This is a genomic window from Halopseudomonas oceani (assembly GCF_002903165.1).
Lineage (GTDB): Bacteria > Pseudomonadota > Gammaproteobacteria > Pseudomonadales > Pseudomonadaceae > Halopseudomonas > Halopseudomonas oceani.
The window spans coordinates 222566-245209 of record NZ_PPSK01000002.1 but is presented as its reverse complement, the minus strand read 5'-3'; the positions used below and the strand labels follow the sequence as shown (position 1 = coordinate 245209).

20 protein-coding genes and 1 tRNA gene are annotated in these 22644 nt (G+C 59.7%); 6 read left to right on the top strand and 15 right to left on the bottom strand.

The window, feature by feature from the left end; genetic code table 11:
• Positions 1-75 precede the first annotated feature (75 nt).
• The 7 genes from C1949_RS03325 to C1949_RS03295 all read right to left on the bottom strand — a co-directional run bounded on the left by C1949_RS03325 (position 76) and on the right by C1949_RS03295 (position 8321).
• Positions 76-1302, bottom strand: a complete 1227-nt coding sequence (locus C1949_RS03325; RefSeq protein WP_104737062.1) for an alanine racemase — start codon at positions 1300-1302, stop codon at positions 76-78.
• The gene (locus tag C1949_RS03320) at positions 1299-2591 is read right to left on the bottom strand and encodes a D-arabinono-1,4-lactone oxidase (RefSeq protein WP_104737061.1); all 1293 of its coding nucleotides are present in this window, start codon (positions 2589-2591) and stop codon (positions 1299-1301) included. The genes C1949_RS03325 and C1949_RS03320 overlap by 4 nt, the downstream gene beginning before the upstream one ends.
• A gap of 246 nt (positions 2592-2837) precedes the next feature.
• Positions 2838-3740, bottom strand: a complete 903-nt coding sequence (arcC, locus tag C1949_RS03315) for a carbamate kinase (protein WP_104737060.1) — start codon at positions 3738-3740, stop codon at positions 2838-2840.
• Position 3741: 1 nt separating this feature from the next.
• Positions 3742-4743: an ornithine carbamoyltransferase gene (argF, locus tag C1949_RS03310; protein ID WP_104737059.1), complete on the bottom strand. Its 1002-nt coding sequence runs from the start codon at positions 4741-4743 to the stop codon at positions 3742-3744.
• Positions 4744-4765: 22 nt separating this feature from the next.
• A complete protein-coding gene (locus tag C1949_RS03305; protein ID WP_211287069.1) occupies positions 4766-6001 on the bottom strand; it encodes an arginine deiminase in 1236 nt (411 codons plus the stop codon).
• Positions 6002-6027: 26 nt separating this feature from the next.
• Complete coding sequence (locus C1949_RS03300) at positions 6028-7476, bottom strand: YfcC family protein (RefSeq protein WP_104737058.1); 1449 nt, start codon at positions 7474-7476, stop codon at positions 6028-6030.
• 754 nt (positions 7477-8230) lie between these two features.
• Positions 8231-8321, bottom strand: a tRNA-Ser gene (locus tag C1949_RS03295).
• Positions 8322-8523: 202 nt separating this feature from the next.
• On the opposite strand from C1949_RS03295, the gene C1949_RS03290 reads away from it, so the two are divergent.
• The 3 genes from C1949_RS03290 (at position 8524) to C1949_RS03280 (ending at position 11662) form a co-directional block, all read left to right on the top strand.
• Positions 8524-9216, top strand: a complete 693-nt coding sequence (locus C1949_RS03290) for a crotonase/enoyl-CoA hydratase family protein (RefSeq protein ID WP_104737057.1) — start codon at positions 8524-8526, stop codon at positions 9214-9216.
• Positions 9217-9294: 78 nt separating this feature from the next.
• On the top strand, positions 9295-10362 hold the full coding sequence (locus C1949_RS03285) for a metal-dependent hydrolase (RefSeq protein ID WP_104737056.1): 1068 nt from the start codon (positions 9295-9297) through the stop codon (positions 10360-10362).
• A 73-nt stretch (positions 10363-10435) separates the two neighbouring features.
• Positions 10436-11662 (top strand): MFS transporter, encoded by a 1227-nt coding sequence (locus C1949_RS03280; protein ID WP_104737055.1) that lies wholly within the window; start codon positions 10436-10438, stop codon positions 11660-11662.
• Here C1949_RS03280 and C1949_RS03275 read toward each other — a convergent pair whose 3' ends face one another.
• From C1949_RS03275 to C1949_RS03260, 4 genes are all read right to left on the bottom strand, one after another.
• The gene (locus C1949_RS03275) at positions 11663-11992 is read right to left on the bottom strand and encodes an AzlD domain-containing protein (RefSeq protein WP_104737054.1); all 330 of its coding nucleotides are present in this window, start codon (positions 11990-11992) and stop codon (positions 11663-11665) included.
• On the bottom strand, positions 11979-12710 hold the full coding sequence (locus C1949_RS03270) for an AzlC family ABC transporter permease (RefSeq protein WP_104737053.1): 732 nt from the start codon (positions 12708-12710) through the stop codon (positions 11979-11981). Before C1949_RS03270 ends, C1949_RS03275 begins: the two co-directional genes overlap by 14 nt.
• Before the next feature lie 121 nt (positions 12711-12831).
• Positions 12832-16329: a hybrid sensor histidine kinase/response regulator gene (locus C1949_RS03265; protein ID WP_104737052.1), complete on the bottom strand. Its 3498-nt coding sequence runs from the start codon at positions 16327-16329 to the stop codon at positions 12832-12834.
• Positions 16330-16416: 87 nt separating this feature from the next.
• The gene (locus tag C1949_RS03260; protein WP_104737051.1) at positions 16417-17064 is read right to left on the bottom strand and encodes a response regulator; all 648 of its coding nucleotides are present in this window, start codon (positions 17062-17064) and stop codon (positions 16417-16419) included.
• A 179-nt stretch (positions 17065-17243) separates the two neighbouring features.
• Between C1949_RS03260 and C1949_RS03255 the strand changes: the two genes are divergently transcribed.
• Complete coding sequence (locus C1949_RS03255; RefSeq protein ID WP_104737050.1) at positions 17244-18179, top strand: DMT family transporter; 936 nt, start codon at positions 17244-17246, stop codon at positions 18177-18179.
• Here C1949_RS03255 and C1949_RS03250 read toward each other — a convergent pair.
• The gene (locus C1949_RS03250) at positions 18173-18856 is read right to left on the bottom strand and encodes a tRNA-uridine aminocarboxypropyltransferase (RefSeq protein ID WP_104737049.1); all 684 of its coding nucleotides are present in this window, start codon (positions 18854-18856) and stop codon (positions 18173-18175) included. The two genes, C1949_RS03255 and C1949_RS03250, sit on opposite strands and share 7 nt — an antisense overlap.
• Positions 18857-19026: 170 nt before the next feature.
• On the opposite strand from C1949_RS03250, the gene C1949_RS03245 reads away from it, so the two are divergent.
• Complete coding sequence (locus C1949_RS03245) at positions 19027-19425, top strand: PA3611 family quorum-sensing-regulated virulence factor (RefSeq protein WP_104737048.1); 399 nt, start codon at positions 19027-19029, stop codon at positions 19423-19425.
• A 12-nt stretch (positions 19426-19437) separates the two neighbouring features.
• Positions 19438-20523 (top strand): LOG family protein, encoded by a 1086-nt coding sequence (locus tag C1949_RS03240; protein WP_104737047.1) that lies wholly within the window; start codon positions 19438-19440, stop codon positions 20521-20523.
• Here the strand turns inward: C1949_RS03240 and C1949_RS03235 are convergent.
• From C1949_RS03235 to C1949_RS03225, 3 genes are all read right to left on the bottom strand, one after another.
• Positions 20483-20926 carry a regulatory protein RecX gene (locus C1949_RS03235; RefSeq protein WP_104737046.1) on the bottom strand — a complete coding sequence of 148 codons (444 nt, stop codon included), beginning with the start codon at positions 20924-20926 and terminating at the stop codon, positions 20483-20485. The two genes, C1949_RS03240 and C1949_RS03235, sit on opposite strands and share 41 nt — an antisense overlap.
• A gap of 12 nt (positions 20927-20938) precedes the next feature.
• Positions 20939-21976, bottom strand: a complete 1038-nt coding sequence (gene recA / locus C1949_RS03230; RefSeq protein ID WP_104737045.1) for a recombinase RecA — start codon at positions 21974-21976, stop codon at positions 20939-20941.
• Positions 21977-22087: 111 nt separating this feature from the next.
• Positions 22088-22609 carry a CinA family protein gene (locus C1949_RS03225; RefSeq protein WP_104737044.1) on the bottom strand — a complete coding sequence of 174 codons (522 nt, stop codon included), beginning with the start codon at positions 22607-22609 and terminating at the stop codon, positions 22088-22090.
• Positions 22610-22644 lie beyond the last annotated feature (35 nt).

The following is a 22644-nucleotide window of genomic DNA, read 5'->3' as shown; positions in this document are numbered from 1 at the left end:
CATGCTATCGAGCCAGAGCATGCTAGGTGCCGATAAAGGCCTGAAATGTGATCAAGCCCAAATCGGCAGCAGCAATCAGTCAGCGAACACCGGCCATCGCTCGACCACCTGCCCGCCGCGCACCGCCAGCAGATCCCCAAACTGCAGCAGTACCGCTTCGCTCTGCCTGGGACGCAGGAACACCAGCTCATCAGGCTGCAGTGCCGTATTGGCGGGCGCCAGCAACAACTGCTGATTGGAGCTGCTGCCATAAAGTGAGCTCGGCGCCAACCCACCAGGCGAGACCGGATCAGCCAGCCAGTTGCCACCGTAGACAAACATCGCCTCACGGCCCCGAGCGGACAGTCGGGACAGTAGCCGCGGCAAGCGACCAAGGCCGGGCAAGGTCAGCGAAGGCGCACGTTTTAGTACCGGTGTAGCAATAAACAGCGCCGGCAAGTGATCGGCCAGGCTCGGCAGGTCAAAATGCGTGGGTTTGAGTAGCCCGCTGCCGAGCGCCAGCTCGTTGCTGATCCGCTCTTGATCATGCAAGCGATAGGTCGGGCTACCCGCGGTGTTGAGTGTCAGCGCGGGCTGACCGTCCGCTGCCAACGCCTGAGCCCAGAGGACCGGCGCCTCACACTGCACCTGCTCCACCAGCGCCTGATAGGTCGCCATTGCCTGTGCGAGTAAATGCTCCGGTGCCCCCAACAGCCGCGGCACCATCGCCACATGCGGCTCGTAACCCATAAAACCGGTAAAGGCCAGATGTTGCGGGTGTCGTTGAATCACTAGCAGCAGCTCACGCAGCATCAGCACACCGGCCTCGCCTTCGGGAATGCCGCCACGATGCAGACCCACATCCAGCTCGATATTCACGTTCAGGCGAATCTCGCGCCGCTGTGCCAACGCCAGATACTGCAGCAGCCGCTCAGGCGAATCGATCAGCCACTGCAGTTGCCGCTGCGGATCAAACTCACCCTGATGCAACCGATAGAAACGTTCAGCTAACGCCGCCGGCAGCGGCTTGCCAAGCAGAATGTCGGCATCCGGCCAGTGCTGCGCGTCGAGGTTAAGAAAGGGTTGGTGAAACGACATTAGACGCCGGGTGCCCGCTCGCCGAGCTACATAATCAAGCAGTTGGAACGACGGCAGCGACTTCTCCACCAGCCGCAGTGCCTTGCCGGTCTGCGTGGCAAAGGCCACCGCCTGATCAATATTGTGATCCAGACGATCCAGATCGACGATCAGCCGCGGCAGCAACTCACCTTCCTGCTGCAAGGCGGCCTGCAGTTGGCCGAAGTACGCATTGTGTCCTGTCATGGCATCACCAGCAGCGTGCGCAAGTGATCGTTGAGCATCCGCCCTTGCGGGTCCAGTTGCTCACGTACGCGGCAAGCGTCATCCCAGCGCGGATACAGCTCCGCCAGTCGCACCGCATCCAGCGAATGCAACTTGCCCCAATGGGGCCGCCCGCCGTACTTCCAGAATATGGGCTCCACCAGGTTGAACAGCGGGCGGTAATCCGTGCAGACATGCTGATGAATCGAGATGGACGCGCTGTCACGCCCGTAGAACGGCGAGAGCCAAGCCTCATCTGCCGCCACCGTGCGGTACTCCAGCGGAAACAACGTGCGCAGCGACGAGCGTTGCACCGTCGTCAGCACCTCTTCGACGCATTCAAGGCCCCGCGCCAACGGCAGCTCGTATTCCATTTCATTGAAGCGCGACGCCCGCGGGCTAGGGAAAATCTGGTAGGAGCGCCCGACTCGACGCACCTCCGAGTGCAGCGCGATCAACAACCGCTGCATCAACGCATCTGCGCCTGCCACCCCGTGGGCAATCCGTGAGGTGATATCCAGCACCCTGTCGACCGGCAAATTAAAACGGGGCTGTGGGGTCGGCGGCTCGGTTGACTCGTTTAGTACCTTCACGACAGCCTTGTCGGTGCGGAAAAACGCCCAGAACTCGGCGTGGCGGTTATTCCGTGCAAGCCCCTCAAAACAGCTCAGCACCTCAGCCAGCGGCAGCAGGTACTCGCGCTCCGCCAGGTGATAATTGGGTCGGTTTTGCAGGGTGATCTGGGTGATCACGCCCAGCGCACCAAGCGAAGTTGCCCCCGCCTGCAGAATGTCCGCATTGCGCGAGGAATCAGCGTCGATCACCTCACCGCTCGGCGTCACCAGCCGCAGTCCACGCACCAGTGCAGAGAACGACCCCAAGCCCAGCCCGGTGCCGTGAGTCGAAGTACCGCAGGCGCCCGCCAGCGACTGCGCATCAATATCGCCCTGATTGATCAGTCCCTGCCCGAGCGGCCAAAGCACACAGCCCGACTCATGCAACGGCGTGCCAGCCATCGCAGTGGCCGTCAGCCGTTCAGCGTCGTGGGATACCAGCCCGCTCAGATGATCAAGAGAAACCAGATTCCCTGCCGTTTTGCACAGTGCACTGAACGAATGCCCCGCCCCGGTTACCCGAACCTCACCGGTCGAGCCCTGCAACAGCGCAACCAGCTGGTCCTCGCTACCCGGACGCCACCAACGCCCAGGCATCGCACGCTGCGACCCTGACCAGTTGCGCCATTCACCCTGCGAACTCACAGCCGACGCCATACCCACTCCTTGTCATTGGACCCGGACCAATCCGGGGACGCGGTACACTGCCGCACAACCCGATCATTGCGCGAGATGGCGACGGGAACAAGGGTGAAAATTGAGGCAGAAAGCGGCAGCACAGGTAAATGATTCGCTGACTCGGTGCGACGCATAGGATTATCGCGAGGGTAACCAGAGCACAAATAAAAAGGACCTTGGCTTACGCCAAGGCCCTCTTTGTTTGACGGAGTAGCCCGGTTACCGTCAGCCGATTCGCGTCCCGGCGCTCCCTCGCAGAATGCTTGACGCATCCTCCAGACGGCCGATAGCTGCGATCTTGCCGGTTCCTGCGAACCGCGCTGCGGCCTTTGCCTTTGGCAACATCGAGCCCGCCGGCAGGCTGATGTGGTCGAGATCATCCACGCTCAGAGCACTCACCCGTTGGGCCTGCGGCGTACCAAAATCACGGTATACCGCGTCAACATCGGTCAATAGAAGCAACGCATCGGCATCTATCTGCTCTGCAAGCAGTGCACTGGCCGCATCCTTGTCGATGACCGCCTCCACGCCAACAAGGCTGCCATCGCGCCGACGTACCACGGGAATGCCACCACCCCCCGCGCAGATGACAATCACATCATTGCGCAGCAGTATCTTCAGCACTGACAAGTCCGGAATTTCAAGCGGCGCCGGCGACGGAACCACGCGACGCCACTTGTCACCATCCTGCGCAATCGACCAGTTGGCGGCAGCGGCCCTGCGCTCAGCTTCGGCCTTTTCGTAGACAGGCCCGACAAACTTGGTCGGCTTCTGAAACGCCGGGTCAGCCAGATCTACCACTACCTGGGTCAACAGCGTTGCGACCGGCTTCTGGTGATTGATGGCATTTTCCAGCTCCTGCTCGATCATATAACCGATCATGCCTTCGGTCTCGGCACCCAGCACATCAAGCGGGTCGGCGCCAGCAGGTCGATAGGCCGCGCCCTGCAGGGCCAACAGGCCGACCTGCGGCCCATTGCCATGGGTGATCACTATCTGATGGCCTTCCTTGATCAGCTCCGCCAGCGCGGCAGCGGCCTTGTTCACGTTGGCCCGCTGGGTCTCTGCGGTCATGGCCTCTCCCCGCTTGAGCAGAGCATTGCCCCCCAGAGCGACGACGATCAGCATGCTAGCCTCCCAGGGTCGCGACCAGAACCGCTTTGATGGTGTGCATTCGGTTTTCCGCCTGATCGAACACAATAGATGCCGGGCTCTCGAATACCTCCTCCGTCACTTCCATGCAATCGAGGCCGAATTCACGCTGAATTTCAGCGCCGACAGCGGTTTCCGTATTGTGGAAGGCAGGAAGACAATGCATAAAGCAGGCACGCGGATTACCGGTTTTCTCCATCACCTCGCGGGTGACCTGATAGGGCTTGAGCAACTTGATGCGCTCTGCCCATTTCTCCTTGGCCTCGCCCATGGAGACCCAGACATCGGTGTAGATAAAATCCACTCCCTGCACAGCCTCATCCACGCTCTCGGTCAGCATGAGACGCGCACCAGTCTGCTCTGCGATGTCTTGAGCCTCACGCTGCACGCTCTCTTCAGGCCAGCAGGCACGCGGAGCACAGAGGCGCACATCCATGCCCATTTTGGCGCCACCGATCAGCAGACTGTCGCCCATGTTGTTGCCCGCATCGCCGAGGAAGGCGTAGGCAACCTGATGCAACGGTTTGTCGACATGCTCCTGCATGGTCAGGAAGTCAGCCAGAATCTGGGTTGGGTGAAACTCGTCCGTCAGCCCGTTGTAGACCGGAACACCCGAGTAATCGGCCAGCGTCTGCACCACCTCTTGCCCAAACCCCCGGTACTCGATGGCGTCATAGATTCGGCCAAGCACCCGCGCGGTATCCTTGACCGTTTCCTTGTGACCAATGTGGTTCCCGGAAGGCCCGAGATAGGTCACTCTGGCGCCCTGATCATAGGCGGCCACCTCGAACCCAACGCGGGTTCGGGTGGAGCTCTTTTCAAAAATGAGCGCAATATCCTTGCCCTGCAGACCAGGACGCTCGGTACCGGCGTATTTGGCCGCCTTGAGATCGGCTGCCAACTTCAGCAGAAAAGCGATCTCTTTCGGCGTGTAATCACGTAGCGTCAGAAAGCTACGATTTTTCAGATTGAATGCCATAACCTGTTATCTCCTGTCCTGTTCACAGCGGGTCACGTGCCGTTGGGCAGCTCATGCAATGGCCGCCGCCACGGCCACGGCCAAGCTCGGCGCCAGGAATCTCCAGCACTTCAATACCCGCTGCTTTCAGCTCAGCGTTGGTATCGTCATTGCGGTCGTAACCGATGACTACGCCGGGACGAATCGCCAACACGTTGTTGCCATCATTCCACTGTTCACGTGCCCGCTCCTCCTCGGTAGCGCCACCCGTGGGCACAATGTGCAGCTTGCTGTAGCCGAGCACCTCGGCCACGATCTCGAAGATCGGCCGCGGGTCCTGACGGAAATCCAGTGCGCCTTCAACATTACCGGGGCGGATGTCGTAGCACACCAGTTCATCCGCCACTTCCTTGAAGGTTGTCACCACATCGCCACCGCACAGGGTGAAAACGGTGTCCAGGTGCATGGCCGAACGGGACTTGGGTATGCGGAAAGCCAGCACGCGCTCGACCACGCCTTTGGCGAACAGGGCCTGCGCCAACTGGCCGACCGCTTGCGGCGAGGAGCGCTCCCCCATGCCAACCAGTACCGTCTTGTTGCCGACGGGCATGATGTCGCCCCCTTCAAGGGTCGCCAAGCCATGGTCGACTGTCGGGTCACCCCAGTGAATGTTCGTGCGGCCAGCGAAGTTCGGGTGAAACTTGTAAATGGCGGTATTCAGCAGAGTCTCCGGACGACGGGCATTCCAGTACATGGGGTTAACCACGACACCGTCATAGATCCAGGCGCTGTTATCCCGAGTAAAGAGCGCGTTTGGCAACGGCGGCAATACAAATCCGTGGTGCCCGATGTAACTGCCGAACAGCCCCGAAGGCTCAAATGGCAACTCCTCTACCGTCAAGCCACCCAGCAGGTGCGTCGCCAGCAGCTCACTCGGAATCTCTTTCATCCAGCTGGCCAGCTCCGCTTTCGCCCCCACCCCTACCTGGTCTGCGGTAATTCGGTGATCGAGCACCCAGCTGCGCGCTTCTGCATTATCGAGGGTTTCTGCCAGTAGGGTGTTGACGTCCAACACCTCCACCCCTTCGTTGCGCATCGCCTGGGTAAAGACGTCGTGATCCTTTTGAGCCTGTTTTACCCAAAACACATCATCAAACAGCAGCTCCTGGCAGTTACCAGGGGTCAAGCGCCGGTGCGCCAAACCAGGCCGGCAGACAACCACCTGGCGCAGACGCCCAGTTTCAGAATGCACACCAAGCTTTTGTACAGACATATCCATTTCTCCATATTCCATTGGTGAACCGCTCAAAGCAGGGTGGAAATGCTCAGAACGACGGTTATGAACAGGATCAAAATAAGCAAAAGAGGCCAGATGAAAGCCAGCCAGCGGTCATAGGAAACCCGGCCAATGGCAAGCCCGCCAACCACGACTGCAAATGTCGGATTGATGAAGTTCACCAGCCCGTTTGCGGACTGATAGGCAGTTACGACGAGGTCGCGTCCTACGCCAGCGAAATCGGCCAAAGGAGCAAGAATCGGCATGGACAGCACGGCCAGTCCGGAAGACGATGGCACCAGAAAACTCATAGCCGCCTCAATCCAGAACATCAGATTGACGAAAGCCAACCCGCCAACCCCGTCCAGTGCTTGTGCTGCGCTGTGCAGCATGGTGTCTGCGATCAGGCCGTTTTCCATGATCACCACAATCCCGCGCGCCAGCCCAACAACCAATGCCACACCCAGCAACTCTCTGGCACCGTCAACAAAATGATTGGTGAGACCCTTCTCACCCAGCCGCGCAATCACGCCGATAACGATCGCAGCGCCCAGGAACAGCGCGCCCATTTGTGCCATCCACCAGCCTTGCGATGAAACGCCCCAGATCATCACTGCGAACGTCACCGCAAACAGCACGAGCACAACCGACTGTATGCCAGTCAGGTGATCACTATGCTGCTCAGCTTCCTGACGCTTCAGGAAAAAGGCCTTGTGCTCTTCAAACTGTTTGGCAACAGCAGACCTGGACGGGTCCCGCTTCACCCGATGGGCATAGACCATTACATAGGCGATGCAGATCACCAGACCGCCGAGCAGAATCACGAACCGCGGGATAATCCCGTCAGTGAAAGGAATACCCGCCGCATTAGCGGCAATGACCGTCGCGAACGGGTTGATTGTCGAGCCAAGCACACCAATGCCGGCACCGACCAGAATGATCGCCACGCCGGTGACGGAGTCATACCCCGCCGCCATCATCACGGGAATCAGCAAGGCATAGAACGCCAGCGTCTCCTCAGCCATGCCATAGGTCGTGCCACCGATGGCAAACAGACTCATGAGTATGGGGATCATCCAGATTTCATGGCCCTTCAGGTGGACCATCGCCGACCGTATGCCGGTATCAATGGCGCCAGTGGCATTCACTACCCCGAGAAAGCCCCCAAGAAAGAGCACGAACAGCGCCACATCAATTGCATTGGCAACATAACTGTCCGGATCGTAAAAACCTGCACCGGGTGCCAGCATCACCTCAACGATGCCTTGCGGATTCGGCTCAACCTGATGGTAAGTCCCGGCGACCGCCACCTCACGTCCAACCGCCTCATTCATCTCGCGGTCATACTTGCCTGCCGGAATGATCCAGGTGAGGCCGGCCATCAGAATGATAAGAAGGAAAAGTATCGAATATGCAGTGGGAAAACGGGAAGCCAGATCCTGGCTCTTATCTTTCTCAAGCTCGGGTGCACTGTCCATTGGACACCTCCAGAAGAATGAAGCCCTGTCCGCATTCACCCCTGACACGACGCACAGGCAAGGGCAAATCCATTCAAACGACCATTAATAAACAGCCGTAAAGCCGAATACTGACACTGTTGAATGTATCAGCACCTAGACATACGTTAGTTGATGCAAATCATTTTTTGAGAATTATTTTCAACTGGTTAACCAGATCATGTTTTTCTTGGCGTCGTTCGCGCCCCAAACCGGCCAATGAAAGCTCTCTGCTTCAGCCCTCCTGACTGCCAAGATTCTGGGCATGGTCGAGCAGATTCGAGCGGGCTATCGTGCGCGGCATGAGCCCCGCCGGCGCGCTCGCGTTTTTGCGGCACGCAGAAACCCTCAGCGATAGCGCTGATCACTTTGGCAGGAGAGAGAAAGTGGGGGCTGAAGATTGCGGCATACCACGCTGGCGATACCCGCACAGTGCGCTTGGTAACTCGCTGAGGAGTCTGCGCTGCAGATCCGCTCGACAGTTTGTCGACAGTTTCGGAAGCTAAAAAAGAAAAACCCCAGCTTGCGCCAAGGTCCTTCATTTTCTGGTAGAAAGGAATTACTCGGCGCTGAGCGCCTCGCCCTACGGCTGGGCCAGCACTCTGGCCGTCGTCGCTGCGCTCCAACGTTCCTTCGCCAGCGATACTGGCTCCGGTCGAACCATTAGGATTCTCTTCCGTCGTTTCACCGCACAAACAAAAAAGCCCCAGCTTGCGCTGGGGCTTTTTTGTTTGTATGGCGGAGAGAGAGGGATTCGAACCCTCGATACGCGATTAACGTATACACACTTTCCAGGCGTGCTCCTTCAGCCACTCGGACACCTCTCCGGATCTCGGTCACAGGTTACCCTGCTACCGAGGCGCGCTAATGTATCGAAACGCAGGCGCTTTGGCAAACCCTTTTTCCATTGTTTTCAACCACTCGTGGCTGTGACTGCCGCGGACTCGCCAGTCATAAATTAGTTGGTAAACTGCCTGCTTTCTGCTGCGGCACTGATGCCGTAGGACTTTACTATGTGAGGACTTTCTGATGAGCGAGCTGGTCTCCTATCGTTTCGCTGACGGCGTTGCCCACCTGAGCCTGGACAATGGCAAGGTCAACGCCCTGTCGCCCGACATGATCGCTGCGATTAACGCTGCGCTGGATCAGGCGGAAAAAGACCGCGCCGTGGTGGTACTGAGCGGCAAGCCCGGCATTTTCTCCGGCGGCTATGATCTGAAAGTCATGACCTCGGGCCCGGACGCGGCCAAGGCGCTGGTCGCTTCCGGCTCGACACTGTCGCGCCGCATGCTTGCCCATCCCTTCCCGATCGTTGCCGTGTGCACCGGCCACGCGATTGCCAAGGGCGCCTTTCTGCTGCTGTCGTCCGATTACCGACTGGGCGTTGAGGGTCCGTTCAAGATCGGTCTGAACGAAACCGCCATCGGCATGACCATGCACCACGCCGGCATTGAGCTGGCCCGTGCCCGCCTGACGCCAGCAGCCTTCGGCCGCGCGGTGATCAATGCCGAAATGTTCGATCCGGCAGAAGCCGTAACCGCCGGTTTCCTCGACAAGGTAGTCGCCGCCGATGACTTGGAGGCGGCAGCCATGGCCAAAGCCAAAGAGCTGGCAGCGCTGAATATGACTGCGTTCCGCCAGACCAAGGTCAAGAGCCGCAAAGCCTACCTGGAACTGCTGGACCAGTGCATTGAGCTGGACCGTCAGCACGACCTGAGCTGAAAAACCGGGAAACGTGGCAGGACTGCGCGAGACAGCGAGATGCAGTAGTCTGTGCATCTCACCCTGCGGAGTCTTGCCATGGATTCAGTTACCCAGATCGTTCTCGGCGCTTCGATCCAAGGCGCGATGCTTGGCCGCTGGCAAGGCCGTAAGGCGCTGATCTACGGCGCTGCGCTCGCCACGGTGCCCGATCTGGATGTGCTGATCGACTACGGCGACGCCGTGGCCGATATGACCTACCACCGCGGGTTTAGCCACTCTCTGCTCGTGCTGGCAACACTTGCGGCGCTGCTGACGTGGCTGATCCGCAAGCGCTGGCCGAACGCGGAATACAGCAGCCGACGGCTGTTTGCCACTCTGGCGTTGGTGCTTTGCACCCACCCTCTGCTCGACAGTTTCACCACCTACGGCACCCAGCTGTTCTGGCCACTGCCGATCCCGCCGATCGCTATTTCCAGCATTTTTATCATCGACCCGCTCTACACCCTGCCACTGCTGCTAGCGATGCTGGTGGGGCTGTTTATCGGCCTTGGCCGCAGCGGTTTACGCTGGCAATACGCCGGTCTGCTGCTCAGTTCGCTGTATCTCGGCAGCACGCTGATCGGTAAGCAGATGGCAGAACACCAGCTTCATGCAGCACTGGCACAGCAAGGTATCGAGCCGCAGGCGACCTTCAGCACGCCGACGCCATTCAATACCCTGCTCTGGCGGGTGATGGCGGTCGACGGCGATACGTATTATGAGGGGTTGGTCGGCTGGTTGGATCGTGAACCGCTCACCCTTACGGCGCTGCCGACCCATGCCAGTGAGGCGCAGCAGGCGCTGGCAGAGTCACCGCAGGATCAACGACTGCGCTGGTTTACCGGCGAGCGTTTGCGTTACGACCTGATCGATGGGCAGTGGGTGGCGACCGATCTGCGCCTTGGCATGAGCGGCTACCATCCGTTCCGCTTCGCCCTGGCTACCGTTGACCCCGAAACCGGCGAGGTTCGACTGATCCCGCAGGTGGAGCAATGGCCACAACGACGACCGGATGTCGCCGCATTGCGCCTGATGGCCGAGCGGGCGCTGGACGCAAGAGCGCCGCTGTCGATTGCCGAGTTGTCACGCTCACTCGCCGAACCGGCGCCCCATCAGCAACGGTGATGGCCGCACTGGCTGTCCGCTGAGCCAGGGATTTTGCGATAATGCCCGCTTTTGCCCGAGGGGGAACGTGAAGATGTCAGGCCTTTCGCCAGCCAACACTGCAGCATCCCATCGCCACCTGGCGATGGTCGCCGCACTCATGGCGATCTTCACGACCATCTTCGCCAGCAACGTGCCCACCCCTCTGTACTCGGTCTGGCAGGCGAAGATGGGGTTTTCCTCCACCGCACTGACCGCCGTATTTTCGATCTATGTACTCGGCGTCGTAACCACCCTGCTCACCCTGGGCTCGCTGTCAGACAAGATCGGCCGCCGCCAGATGATGGTACCGGGCCTGCTGTTTATTCTGGCTGGCGCAGTAATGTTCATATTGGCCCGTGATATCTACGGCCTGGGAATCGCCCGGGTGCTAACCGGCATCGGCACGGGAATTGTTACCGGTGCATCCTCTGCCGCGCTGGTGGAGCTGGAGCCGGATGGCAACTGGACACGGGCCGCCACCCTGTCGGCGCTGTTCTTTACCCTGGGCGCCTTTGCTGGCCCGACCGTCAGTTCATTGATGCTTGGCCTGGGCGATGCCGCACTGATATGGCCATTTGCGGTGACGCTGATATTGGGCGGCATGACCGTTGCCCTGCTGCTGCTCATTCCCTGGCCTGCCGATATAGGCCAGCGCCACCCCGATTTCCGCTGGCGCGCATGGCGCCCGACGACCATCAAGGTGCCACGGGAAATGCTCGGCGCGTTCATCTTTGCTGCGGCGGCCATCTGTCTGGCCTGGTCTACCGGCAGCCTGTATGCTTCCCTTGGCCCGTCGCTGGCAACCAAGCTGGTGGGCATCGATGACCGCACCAAGGCCGGACTGTTCGCCGCCGGCTGGCAGTTGATGGCAGGGATAAGTCAATTTGCCTGCAAACGCCAGCCTCTGGATCGCCTGCTGCTGGTCGGCCCGACCACATTGATCATCGGTCTGGGCGTCATGGCCGCCGCGGTGCTTTACAGCTCACCCTGGATGTTCACCCTCGCCACTCTGGCGACGGCCTGCGGCGCTGGCGCGACCGGTGTGGTCGGCATCGCCTCCATCAGCAACACCGCACCGGCCGATCAGCGCGGCGGAATCAACTCAGCGTTTTACCTGATGGCCTACCTGACCATGGCCTCGGTGGTGTTGGGCGTCGGCTTTGTCAGCGACATGATCGGCTTTGCGCCGACCGTGCTGGGCTTTACCAGCATCATCTCCTGTGCAGCGCTGGCACTGATGCTGGTCGCGCTGAGCAGCAAGCGCGTCTCGCTCTGGTGATCAGCCGAACAGCCACCAGCGCCAGAGAAAGAACACCAGCATGCTGCCGAAGATGGTCAACAGCAGGTTGCGGCTGAACGCGGCAATCAGTGCAGCAACAATGCCACCGACCAGATAGGCGTTATCCAGCGTCAACTGCAGCCCCTCTCCGTTCGGCATCAACATCGCCGGGACAATAATCGCCGTCAGCACGGCAACCGGAACATACCCCAGCCCCTGCTTCACCAGCGGGCTGAAGCGTACCCGGTCTCCAACTGCGAATAGGGTGTAGCGAATGGCAAAGGTAATGGTGGCCATGCCCAGCAGGAGGGCAATCTCAAACTGACTCATTGGCGACCTCCTCGGCTCGCTGTCCAAGCGCCCAGCGCTCAGCCAGCACACCGGTAGCCACACCTGCCAAAGCGGCAAGCATCAACCCCAGCTTCCAAGGCAGATCATAGGCCAGAACCGCGACAACACCGGCGACGACCGCAGCCAATAGCATCGGCCGGGTGCGCAGCAGCGGCACGACAATGCCGGTGAAAGTCGCGACCATGGCAAAATCCAGCCCCCAACCGGCAAGACCCGGCAGGGCATTCCCCAGCAGGGCACCAATCAGCGTGCAGATAAACCAGTTGCTGTACATGGCAATGCAGGAGCCGAGGAAGTACCAGTGCTTGGTCTCGTCAGGCATCTGCGGATCCTGATAGTGACGATGTACCACAGCAAAACTCTCATCGGTCAACCAGAACGCCAGCGGAATCTTCCAGCGCTGCGGCAGATGACGGACATAAGACATCAGGCTGGCGCTGTACAACATATGTCGCAGATTGACGATGAAGGTGGTAAGCAACAACACGAACAATCCCGTGCCACTGGCAATCAGGCTGACCGCAATGAACTGGGAAGACCCGGCAAAGACCAGCGCCGACATCAACAGCGTTGCAGGCACAGAAATCCCGCTGGCAACGGCAAGCGTGCCAAAGATGATACCGAACGGCAAAGCGCCGATCAGCATAGGAACAGTGTCGCGCGCGCCGCGCAACAGGGCATTGGTTTTGGCAGACATGGGGCTAACCGGCAGGCTGAGGCAGTATCAGAATATTGAAAGCAACAGCCTATCCGGCCCAACAAAAACAGAACAGATACAGCTGTAACGTAACACCCTGCACAACTGTTACGGTCTGGGCTTATGCCAAAGCGATATGGCGACTGATCAGCGCTCTCAACGCCGCCGGCTTCACTGGCTTGGGCAGGTAGGACAGTCCCGCCAGCGAAATCTCGCTAAGCACGTCCTGACGTCCATCAGCGCTGATTACCACGCCAGGCAGATCGGAACCAAGGCGCTCGCGCAACCAGAGCATCAGTTGGGTGCCGGTGTCGCCATCATCAAGGTGATAGTCGACCAGAACCAGTTCAGGTACAAACCCTTGATCCAGCACCCGCTGCGCCTCCTGCCGGTCACGTGCAACCGCCACGCGACACTGCCAGCGCCCAAGCAGACTCTGCATGCCTGCCAGAATGCTGCTCTCATTATCGATACACAACACCGGTGCCCCCTCGAACTGCGGCGGCAGTTCAGGCTGGACCGTCCGGCTGCGCACCATCCGCGGTGTACTCGCCATCGGCACGGTGACGCTGAACACACTGCCGTGGCCCGGCCAGGAACGTACACTCAGCTCGTGCCCAAGCACGCGGCACAGACCATCGGCAATCGCCAATCCAAGCCCAAGCCCCTTTTCAGCCTGGGTACGATGACTGTCCAGCCGCTGAAACTCTTCAAAGATGAGCTGCAACTTGTCCTGCGGGATACCTGGCCCCTGATCCCAGACCTCGATCCGCACGGCACCTCGCAGGTGCCGTACACCGAGCACCACACGGGCGGCGCTGGCATAGCGGAAAGCATTGGTGAGGAAGTTTTGCAGCACCCGCCGCAGCAGGCGCATGTCGCTGCGCACCCGCAGGCGGCTGCTGTGGATGCGCAGATCAATGCCCTGTTCGACCGCCAGCGCACTGAACTCAATGCGCAACGGGTCTAACAGCTCGCTGAGCGCGAAGTCGCCTAGCTCAGGCACAATACGACCGGCTTCCAGGCGCGAGATATCCAGCAGATCGGAAATCAGTTCTTCGGCCGAAGCCAGCGAGCTGTCCAGGTGGCGCACCAGCTCCTCGACCTCTGCCGGCATATCGGACTGATGCGCCAGCGAAGCAGAGAACAACCGCGCCGCATTCAGCGGCTGCATCAGATCATGACTGACGGCGGTCAGGAAGCGGCTTTTCGATTGGCTGGCCCGCTCGGTCTGCGCCTGCGCCTGTAGCAGTGCCTGATTCAGCTGCGACAGTTCGCGGGTGCGCTCATCCACCCGTCGCTCCAGACTCTCGTTGGCCTCCTGCAGCGCTTTCTCGGCCTCGCGGAAAGCCGAGATATCCGTAAAGCTCATGACAAAGCCACCGCCCGGCATCGGGTTTCCGATGATCTCAATCACGCTGCCATCCGGGAACATGCGTTCAGAGCGATGCGGTGTGCCCTGCTGCATCCAGGAAATACGCTTATCGACATGCATCTGCGGGTCACCAGGACCACACAGCCCACGCTGGGCATTGTGCAGGATGATGTCGGCAATCGGACGGCCAATCGCAATCAGTCCGTCCGGGTACTGAAACATCTCCAGATAGCGACGATTCCAGGCCACCAGTCGCAACGACTTGTCGACCACGCTGATGCCCTGACTGATGTTCTCAATCGCGCCCTGCAGCAAGCCGCGGTTGAATTGCAGCACCTCGGAGGCTTCGTCGACGATGCGCACTACATCATCAAACTGCATGTCACGGCCTTCAATCGCGGCTTTCACCACCAGCCGGGCGGAGGACGCGCCAAGCACCCCGGCGAGCAAACGCTCGGTCAAGGTAATCCAGCCAGAGTCGGCCGTCTGGCTGCCGTGTAAACCGCCACCGAGACGCTTCGCATACTGGTTGAAGGCCGATTCGGCGCGTTCTTCACCAACAAAGCGCGAGGCCAGCTCGAGCAGATCGTCCACCCGAACGCGCAGCAACACCTTGCCCGGACCACCAATCCACGGCTCACTGTCCTGACTGACAAAACGGCTGGCCTGCCAGTGCTCCAGCACCCGGGTGCGACTGAACAGCGAGCCGGCAACAAAGACCAGGAAGTTGCACACCAGCGAAACCACACTGGCCAACGTCAGTGCGTCCACCCCCCAATCCGCCGCTGCATTGCGCACCGACTCGATGACCGGCAACTGGTGGGTATGCCAATGCAGCCCGGCACCAACCAGCGGCAACACCAGCAAATACAGCCATAGCACAATCCCAACCAACAGCCCGGCAAGCACACCGGTGCGGTTGGCCTGCTTCCAGAACAACGCGCCAAACATTGCCGGTGCCAGCTGACCGATCGCGGCAAACGCCACCTGACCGATACTGGCCAGACTGGTCTCGCTGCCAATCATGCGATAGACGACATAGGCCAGCAGCAAAATAATCAGAATGCTGGTGCGACGCACATTCAGCAACCAGCCGCGGAACTGCTCGTAAGAGCGCTCGGGACGCACACGATTACGCAACAGAATGGGTAGCACTACATCATTCGACACCATGGTGCTGAGCGCAATCGCAGCCACGATGACCATACCTGAGGCCGCCGATGCCCCGCCAAGGAACGCTGCCATGGCCAGAACCGGACTTCCTTGCAGCAGCGGCAGGTTGATCACATAGGAGTCGGCCGACATACCGCCACCAAGCAGCATCTGCCCGGCCAGCGCAATGGGAACCACAAATAGACCGGCCAGCAGCAGATACACCGGAAATACCCAGCGCGCCAGGCGCAGATCACCCGGCTCACTGTTCTCCACCACGGCCACCTGGAACTGCCGCGGCAAGCAGATAAACGCAAAAATCGCGATGGACGTCTGCAGCAAAATGCCAACCACCGGCGTGTCCTGCTGCCAATAACCATCCAGTACCGCGCTGTCACGTGCCTGGTTGAACAAATCCACCGCACCGCCAAACAGACCAAACACCACGAACAGACCAACCGCCAGAAACGCCAGCAACTTGACCAGCGCCTCGAAGGCAATCGCCAGCATCATGCCGCGATGGTGCTCGGTGACATCCAGGCTGCGGGTGCCGAACAGCACAGTAAATAGCGCCAGCACCAGCGTCACAGCCAGCGCTGTATCCTCCGCACCAAACGCATTAGGCGTTGTTTCGGCACCTGCGGTCGAACCACTGAGCAGGCTGTAGCCCAGCACTATCCCCTTGAGCTGCAAGGCAATGTAAGGCAGAACGCTGACCAGGCAGAGCAGCGACACCACTACGCCAAGGCTTTGCGACTTCCCGTAGCGCGAGGCGATGAAGTCGGCGATGGAGGTGATATTTTCCTGCTTGCTGATAGCGATCATGCGCGCGTAAAGGCGCCAGCCGAACAGAAACAGTAGCAAAGGCCCGAGGTAGATAGGCAAGAAGCCCCAGAGCTGATTGGTCGCCATGCCAACCGAGCCGAAGAAGGTCCAGCTGGTACACCAAACCGACAACGAAAGGCTGTAGATCCAAACCCGCAGACGCGGCTTCAGCACACTCGCGTTTCGATCACCCCAAAAAGCGATGACAAACAGCAAGGCCATGTAGAGCAGAAATATGAAGGCTACCAGCCCACCGGAAAGCATCATGAGGCGCGTTCAACCCGCAACAGTGTCACAACCTGCAGTCTGGCAGTGCCGGAAGCCTTTGCCCAGCAGACTTCCGTCGTAGCTGCGCTAGCTTGCGAGCTCCATCTGCTGCAGCACCAGCGCCGCCTGGGTGCGGGTGCGCACGTTCAACTTGCGGAAGATGGCAGTAACGTGAGCTTTGACGGTTGCTTCGGAAACATCCAGCTCGTAGGCGATCTGCTTGTTCAGCAACCCGTCGCAAACCATGGTCAGCACGCGGAACTGCTGCGGCGTGAGACTGGCAACACGCTCGCTGATCTGCTGCTGTTCGTCACTCATGCCCGGCGGGTTGTCGATCCCGGCCGGCCAGCAGATACCGCCATCAAGCACCGCCTGGACCGCGGCCTGAATGTCCTCCAGGCTGGCGGACTTGGGGATAAACCCGCTGGCACCGAAATCACGCGCACGACGGGCGATTGTCGGCTCTTCCTGGGCGGAAATCAGAATCACGGGAATCTGCGGATACTGGCCACGCATCTGGGCCAGCCCCGAAAAACCATAGGCGCCGGGCATATTCAAATCCAGCAGAACCAGATCCCAATCCGCTCGCTCAGCCATGCGCTGCTGTAACTCACTGATACTGCCCACTTCGCTCAGGCTGATGGTTTCGCCCAGACCGTCGTGCAAGGCCTGGCGCAGAGCGCTGCGAAACAGGGGATGGTCGTCGGCGATCAAAATGTCATAGGTCAGACCCATGCGAGGTGTCCTGGCAGTCGTTTTTGTTATTGGCTGAGACAAGCAGGCTGAGACTGCCAGCCAGAGGCGTTCCAGTCAATGCCACCTTTGTTCCGGTACAGTCTGCACCAACAGCTGTATCTGGCAAATTCAGCCGGCCGCCGAGGATAATAGCGCTTTTGCCTGCCGAGCCTGCCTGAATGAACTTGCGCCACTATCGTGCCGATGTGCTGATGCTGATCACTGCTCTGATCTGGGGTAGTACCTTTGTTGCCCAGCGTCTGGGCATGGACCATATTGGCCCGTTCCTCTACACCGGCCTGCGCTTTCTGATTGGCGCCATCACAGTCATGCCGTTGATCTGGCTACTGCGCAAACCGGCCAAGAGCAACGCTCAACCACGTATGGGCAAAGCCATGCTGCTCGGCAGCATGGCCCTTGGTGCAGTGCTGACGCTCGGCATCAACCTGCAGCAGATTGGCCTGATGTTCACCACCGTCACCAACTCCGGCTTCATTACCGGACTGTACGTCATTCTGGTGCCGGTATTTGGTCTTTTTATCGGCATGCGCACCCATCGCGGCACCTGGGCCGGAGCCGTCATGGCACTGGTCGGCATGGTGCTGCTGAGTGTAACCAGTGAATTCACCGTCGCCCCCGGTGACTGGCTGCAGCTGGTGGGAGCCTGCTTCTGGGCAGTGCACGTGCTGCTGGTCGGCGCGTTGGCCAGCCGCTACGACCCGATTATCGTGTCGTTCATTCAGTTTTTGGTCTGCGCTGTGGTCAGCCTAAGCCTCGCGCTGGTCTTCGAGCCCATCAGCCTGGCGGCCATCGTTGAAGCCCTGCCGGCCATCCTCTACGGCGGTATTCTGGCTGTGGGTGTGGCGTTCACCCTGCAGGTCGTCGCCCAAAAGGATGCAATCACCTCCCACGCGGCCATTATCCTCAGTCTGGAAGCCGTGTTCGCCGCCCTCGCTGGCTGGCTGATTCTGGGAGAAACACTCTCCCCGCGGGGACTGCTCGGCTGTGGGTTAATGCTGGCTGGTATGTTGACCGCGCAGCTGGTACCGATCTATCTGGATCGGCGCAAGCAAGCCGCCGTTGCGGTGCAGCAAGAGCCAGCCGGGCATCACTGAGAACGCTGTCGGCAGGAGGCCATATAGCCTTGGCTGAATAGTTCGAAGTAATCGTCAAGTTGCTGAGCGACCAGCGCCTCCCCCGCCAATTCGAGACACGCCGCAGCCACTTCGACAGTACACAAATGGTCATCGCGGCTGGAGCGACGCAGTCGATAGCGGGAAAGTCGCTCGGTATGCAGGCTGAGCACAGGCAAGCTGGCCAGGTACGGGCTCTTGCGAAACATCTTGCGTGCCTGCGTCCAGGTTGCATCAAGAATGATCAACAGTGGCCGGCGACCACCCTCGGGGCCAATCGAGCGGCACACCGGCTGCTCCGGCAACGCGTACTCCCCGGGAAAGACCACGTAGGGCTGATAGCGCGGGTCGGCTAATACCGCCAGCAAGGCCGGATCCACCTCGGTACGGGCCCAGACAAAGGCACGGGTATCCGGCAGACAATCTGCAATCAACCGACCGGTGTTGGTCGGCTTCAGCGGTTCATAGGCATGCATCAGCAGGCAGAAACTGACTCCGCATTCCAGCGTTGGACGCTGCGCACAGATACAGGCCCAATGCGCCAGCTGACAACCGGGGCAACGCTGCACCCTTGCGCCACGCGCCTTGAACGGCCGGGTGGAGCGCGCAACCGCTTGTTCGCGTAAGCGATTGACCGCATGGCCGGGCTTATCCGACATCCCTTAACTCCTAGGCTAGACAGGTACAGCATCACAATGCCAGCATTCTACTCGATTCATTGCTGACCGATGGCGCGCTAACAGTGTGTTACCCACCGCGAACCAGTTGCCGGAGTCGTGGTCTGAAAGGGAAGTCGCAGCACCAAGATGATCTGATCTGGAGAAAGACAATGCGCTGGTTACCCCTGCTTCTCGCCGCGAGCCTGGCGGCCCCCATTCAAGCAGCCTCCCTGCGTGATATTCGCCTGACGGAAACCCTGCAGCAGGTTGCCGCCCAGAGCAGCGAGAACACCCCGCGAGAGATTAACAGCAACATTACTGACCTTGGCTTCACTGCCAAGGGCGATGAGTTGATCAACCGCCTGGCAGTCAATCCCGACTATGCCCAACGCATGCAGGAGGACCCGTTACTGATCCGCAGCCAGTTGCAGTCGAGCGTTTGCACCGACCTGCGCTTCCGTCGCCTGCTGGATATGGGAGCGACCCTGACCTATCACTTCGTCCTCAAGGAAAGTCACCAGCCCGTGCTGACCCAGAGTTTTATTGCCGACCACTGCCAAACTCTCTAAGGCGTCCACCCAATGCAAGACAACGATCCGGCCGATTTTCTCAGTCGTCACTGGCAAACCGGTAGTAGCGAAATACCGGTCAAGGTCGACGAACTGATTCAACTTTGCGCCGCGGACAGCGAGAACGCACCGCTTTACCGCGACATGCTGCTGGATGTTATTCGCATGGCGCAGGCAGACCGCAATCGCTGGGACGCCAAGATCATGCTGCACACCATCCGCGAGATGGAACAAGCGTTTGCCCGCATGGAAATATTCAAGCGGCGGCGCAAGGTAACGGTTTTTGGTTCGGCACGCACGCCAACCGACCACCCCCTGTATGCGCTTGCCCGCGCGATGGGCGCGGAGCTAGCAGCCAACGATTACATGGCGATTACCGGCGCTGGTGGCGGCATCATGACCGCCACCCACGAAGGCGCTGGGTTGGATCATAGCCTGGGCTTCAATATCACTCTGCCCTTCGAGCAGCGCTCCAACAACGTAGTGCACGGCACCAGCCACGACCTGTCGTTTGGCTTCTTCTTTTTGCGCAAGTTGTTCTTCGTCAAGGAAGCCGACGCGCTGATCCTTTGTCCCGGTGGCTTTGGAACCCTTGATGAAGCGCTGGAAGTACTGACACTGGTGCAAACAGGCAAGAGCCCGATGGTGCCGATCATTCTGCTCGATCAGCCAGATGGTCAGTACTGGCAAGCATTCCTGCAGTTCGTCCAAAGCCACCTGGCAGACAGCCACTACATCAAGCCGGACGACATCAACCTGCTGACACCCTGTGCATCCCCCGCTCAGGCGATGCAGGTGGTACTAGATTTCTATAGCAACTACCACTCTTCCAGGCGCGTCGACGAGCAGTTCATGCTGCGCTTGAACCAGCCACTGAACGAACAGGCTCTGGCTCAGTTGGACGCCCGCTTCGGGCATATTTGCAAATCAGGTGGGTTTGTTCAGCAAGGCGTCTGCGCGATGGAACAGGATGAGCCCGAGTTAGGGTCGTTGACACGGCTGTGCTTTGACTTCAATGAGCGGGATCAGGGTAGCTTGCGAGCCTTGATCGACTTCGTCAATCAACCTGAAAACCACCAAAACCGCGGTACTGCATGAAGCGCAATTGCTTACCGCGCTCGGCAGCGTCACTGGCTCGACCTTCGGGAAACCGTTTGTTGAATACACGCTGGGCGAGAGCTGACCAGTCCTGATCAAACTCCGCCAATGTCCGCTCAACCAGCGACTCGGCCACACCACGCTGGCGCAGCTCCTCTCTCAAACGGGCAGGCCCGTAACCGCGCTGACTACGGGCATACAGATAGGCTTCACAAAAACGCGCATCGCTGAGCAAGCCATCTTCGACCAGACGGTCCAGCTCAATCTCTGCCGCCTCAGTCGGGGCGCCGCGCTGACGTAGCTTGCCCAGCAGCTCGCTGTAGCTATGCTCGCGCCGCGCCAGCAAATCCATTGCTGAGCGACGAATCGCCAGCGGACTGTCCAACGCGGCGCGCGAACGCATCACACTCAGCTCTTAGCCTTCCAGTTCGGCGTCAGCCTCAGCTTCCGCCTTGGCCTTACTCGGCTTGGCCAGCAACTGATCACGGATAGCCTTCTCAATTTCGTCCGCGATCTGCTGGTTTTCCTGCAGGAACTTGGCCGCATTGGCCTTGCCCTGACCGATCTTGTTGCCCTGGTAGCTGTACCAGGCGCCTGACTTTTCAACCAGACCGATCTGCACACCCAGATCGATGATCTCCGCGTTGTGGTAGATGCCGGTGCCGTACAGAATCTGGAACTCGGCCTGACGGAACGGCGGGGCCACCTTGTTCTTGACGACCTTGACGCGGGTCTCACTGCCGACCACCTCATCACCGTCCTTGACTGCGCCGGTACGGCGAATGTCGAGACGAACGGAGGAATAGAACTTGAGCGCGTTACCACCAGTGGTGGTTTCCGGGTTACCGAACATGACGCCGATTTTCATGCGAATCTGGTTGATGAAAATCACCAGACAGTTGGCGTTCTTGATGTTACCGGTGATTTTACGCAGCGCCTGGGACATCAGACGGGCCTGCACACCGACGTGGTGATCGCCCATTTCGCCTTCGATTTCAGCCTTGGGCACCAGCGCCGCCACCGAGTCGACGATAATCACGTCAACCGCGTTGGAGCGGACCAGCATGTCGGTAATTTCTAGTGCCTGTTCGCCTGTGTCAGGCTGAGACACCAGCAGGTCATCTACGTTGACGCCCAGCTTGCCAGCGTACTCCGGGTCCAGCGCGTGCTCGGCGTCGACGAAGGCACAGGTCGCACCGTGTTTCTGCGCCTGGGCAATGACAGACAGGGTCAACGTGGTCTTACCGGAAGACTCCGGCCCGTAGATTTCGACGATACGGCCCTTGGGCAGGCCGCCAATACCGAGGGCGATATCCAGTCCGAGCGAGCCGGTGGAGATGGCCGGAATAGCCTGACGCTCGTGATCACCCATGCGCATCACCGCGCCCTTGCCAAACTGACGTTCAATCTGGCTCAAGGCAGCCGACAGCGCCTTCTTTTTGTTCTCGTCCATTTCGCATCCTCTTGGCTTGGGGCGGGCACCGAGGCGACCGACCGATCAACTACTGTATATTTGGTCAGTATTATTCCACAGAAAAAATGGCCCGCCTACCCCCGATTTCACTCAGACTGACAACCGGTTCGCAGCCTGCTGCTGAGCTTCTTTTACCAGCCGCTCAAGCGCATGCAGAACCGTCTGCGCGCGCACTTCTCGCCGCCCCCCCTGGAAGCGCTTGCACTCGCTGACGACGCTACCGTCTGCCAGCGCCCAACCGAACCAGACCGTTCCTACCGGCTTCTCGGCGCTACCGCCATCAGGGCCGGCAATACCGCTGACCGCTACTGCCATCGCTGCCCCGGCAGCCTCCTTGGCCCCGGAAGCCATCGCTCTGACCACCGGCTCACTCACCGCGCCATGTGCGTCGATAACCTCTGCGTCCACCCCAAGCCAACGGCTCTTGCTGGCGTTGGCGTAGGTGACGAAGCCGGTCTCGAACCAGCGCGAACTGCCAGCAACCCGGGTTATCGCCTCGGCAATCCCGCCTCCAGTACAGGATTCAGCAGTGCTGACCTGCAACCCCAGCTGCTCCAGCACTTTGCCAAGCCTTGCAGCGGCAGAGTCGATCAGCGGGTCATAGTGCGACATGGTTCACTCCTGTACGCGTGGATATCAGACAACAG

Coding starts and splice junctions, on each gene's coding strand:
- C1949_RS03325 (WP_104737062.1), bottom strand. CDS start 1,302: ATGACAGGACACAATGCGTACTTCGGCCAACTGCAGGCCGCCTTGCAG.
- C1949_RS03320 (WP_104737061.1), bottom strand. CDS start 2,591: ATGGCGTCGGCTGTGAGTTCGCAGGGTGAATGGCGCAACTGGTCAGGG.
- arcC (WP_104737060.1), bottom strand. CDS start 3,740: ATGCTGATCGTCGTCGCTCTGGGGGGCAATGCTCTGCTCAAGCGGGGA.
- argF (WP_104737059.1), bottom strand. CDS start 4,743: ATGGCATTCAATCTGAAAAATCGTAGCTTTCTGACGCTACGTGATTAC.
- C1949_RS03305 (WP_211287069.1), bottom strand. CDS start 6,001: ATGGATATGTCTGTACAAAAGCTTGGTGTGCATTCTGAAACTGGGCGT.
- C1949_RS03300 (WP_104737058.1), bottom strand. CDS start 7,476: ATGGACAGTGCACCCGAGCTTGAGAAAGATAAGAGCCAGGATCTGGCT.
- C1949_RS03290 (WP_104737057.1), top strand. CDS start 8,524: ATGAGCGAGCTGGTCTCCTATCGTTTCGCTGACGGCGTTGCCCACCTG.
- C1949_RS03285 (WP_104737056.1), top strand. CDS start 9,295: ATGGATTCAGTTACCCAGATCGTTCTCGGCGCTTCGATCCAAGGCGCG.
- C1949_RS03280 (WP_104737055.1), top strand. CDS start 10,436: ATGTCAGGCCTTTCGCCAGCCAACACTGCAGCATCCCATCGCCACCTG.
- C1949_RS03275 (WP_104737054.1), bottom strand. CDS start 11,992: ATGAGTCAGTTTGAGATTGCCCTCCTGCTGGGCATGGCCACCATTACC.
- C1949_RS03270 (WP_104737053.1), bottom strand. CDS start 12,710: ATGTCTGCCAAAACCAATGCCCTGTTGCGCGGCGCGCGCGACACTGTT.
- C1949_RS03265 (WP_104737052.1), bottom strand. CDS start 16,329: ATGATGCTTTCCGGTGGGCTGGTAGCCTTCATATTTCTGCTCTACATG.
- C1949_RS03260 (WP_104737051.1), bottom strand. CDS start 17,064: ATGGGTCTGACCTATGACATTTTGATCGCCGACGACCATCCCCTGTTT.
- C1949_RS03255 (WP_104737050.1), top strand. CDS start 17,244: ATGAACTTGCGCCACTATCGTGCCGATGTGCTGATGCTGATCACTGCT.
- C1949_RS03250 (WP_104737049.1), bottom strand. CDS start 18,856: ATGTCGGATAAGCCCGGCCATGCGGTCAATCGCTTACGCGAACAAGCG.
- C1949_RS03245 (WP_104737048.1), top strand. CDS start 19,027: ATGCGCTGGTTACCCCTGCTTCTCGCCGCGAGCCTGGCGGCCCCCATT.
- C1949_RS03240 (WP_104737047.1), top strand. CDS start 19,438: ATGCAAGACAACGATCCGGCCGATTTTCTCAGTCGTCACTGGCAAACC.
- C1949_RS03235 (WP_104737046.1), bottom strand. CDS start 20,926: ATGCGTTCGCGCGCCGCGTTGGACAGTCCGCTGGCGATTCGTCGCTCA.
- recA (WP_104737045.1), bottom strand. CDS start 21,976: ATGGACGAGAACAAAAAGAAGGCGCTGTCGGCTGCCTTGAGCCAGATT.
- C1949_RS03225 (WP_104737044.1), bottom strand. CDS start 22,609: ATGTCGCACTATGACCCGCTGATCGACTCTGCCGCTGCAAGGCTTGGC.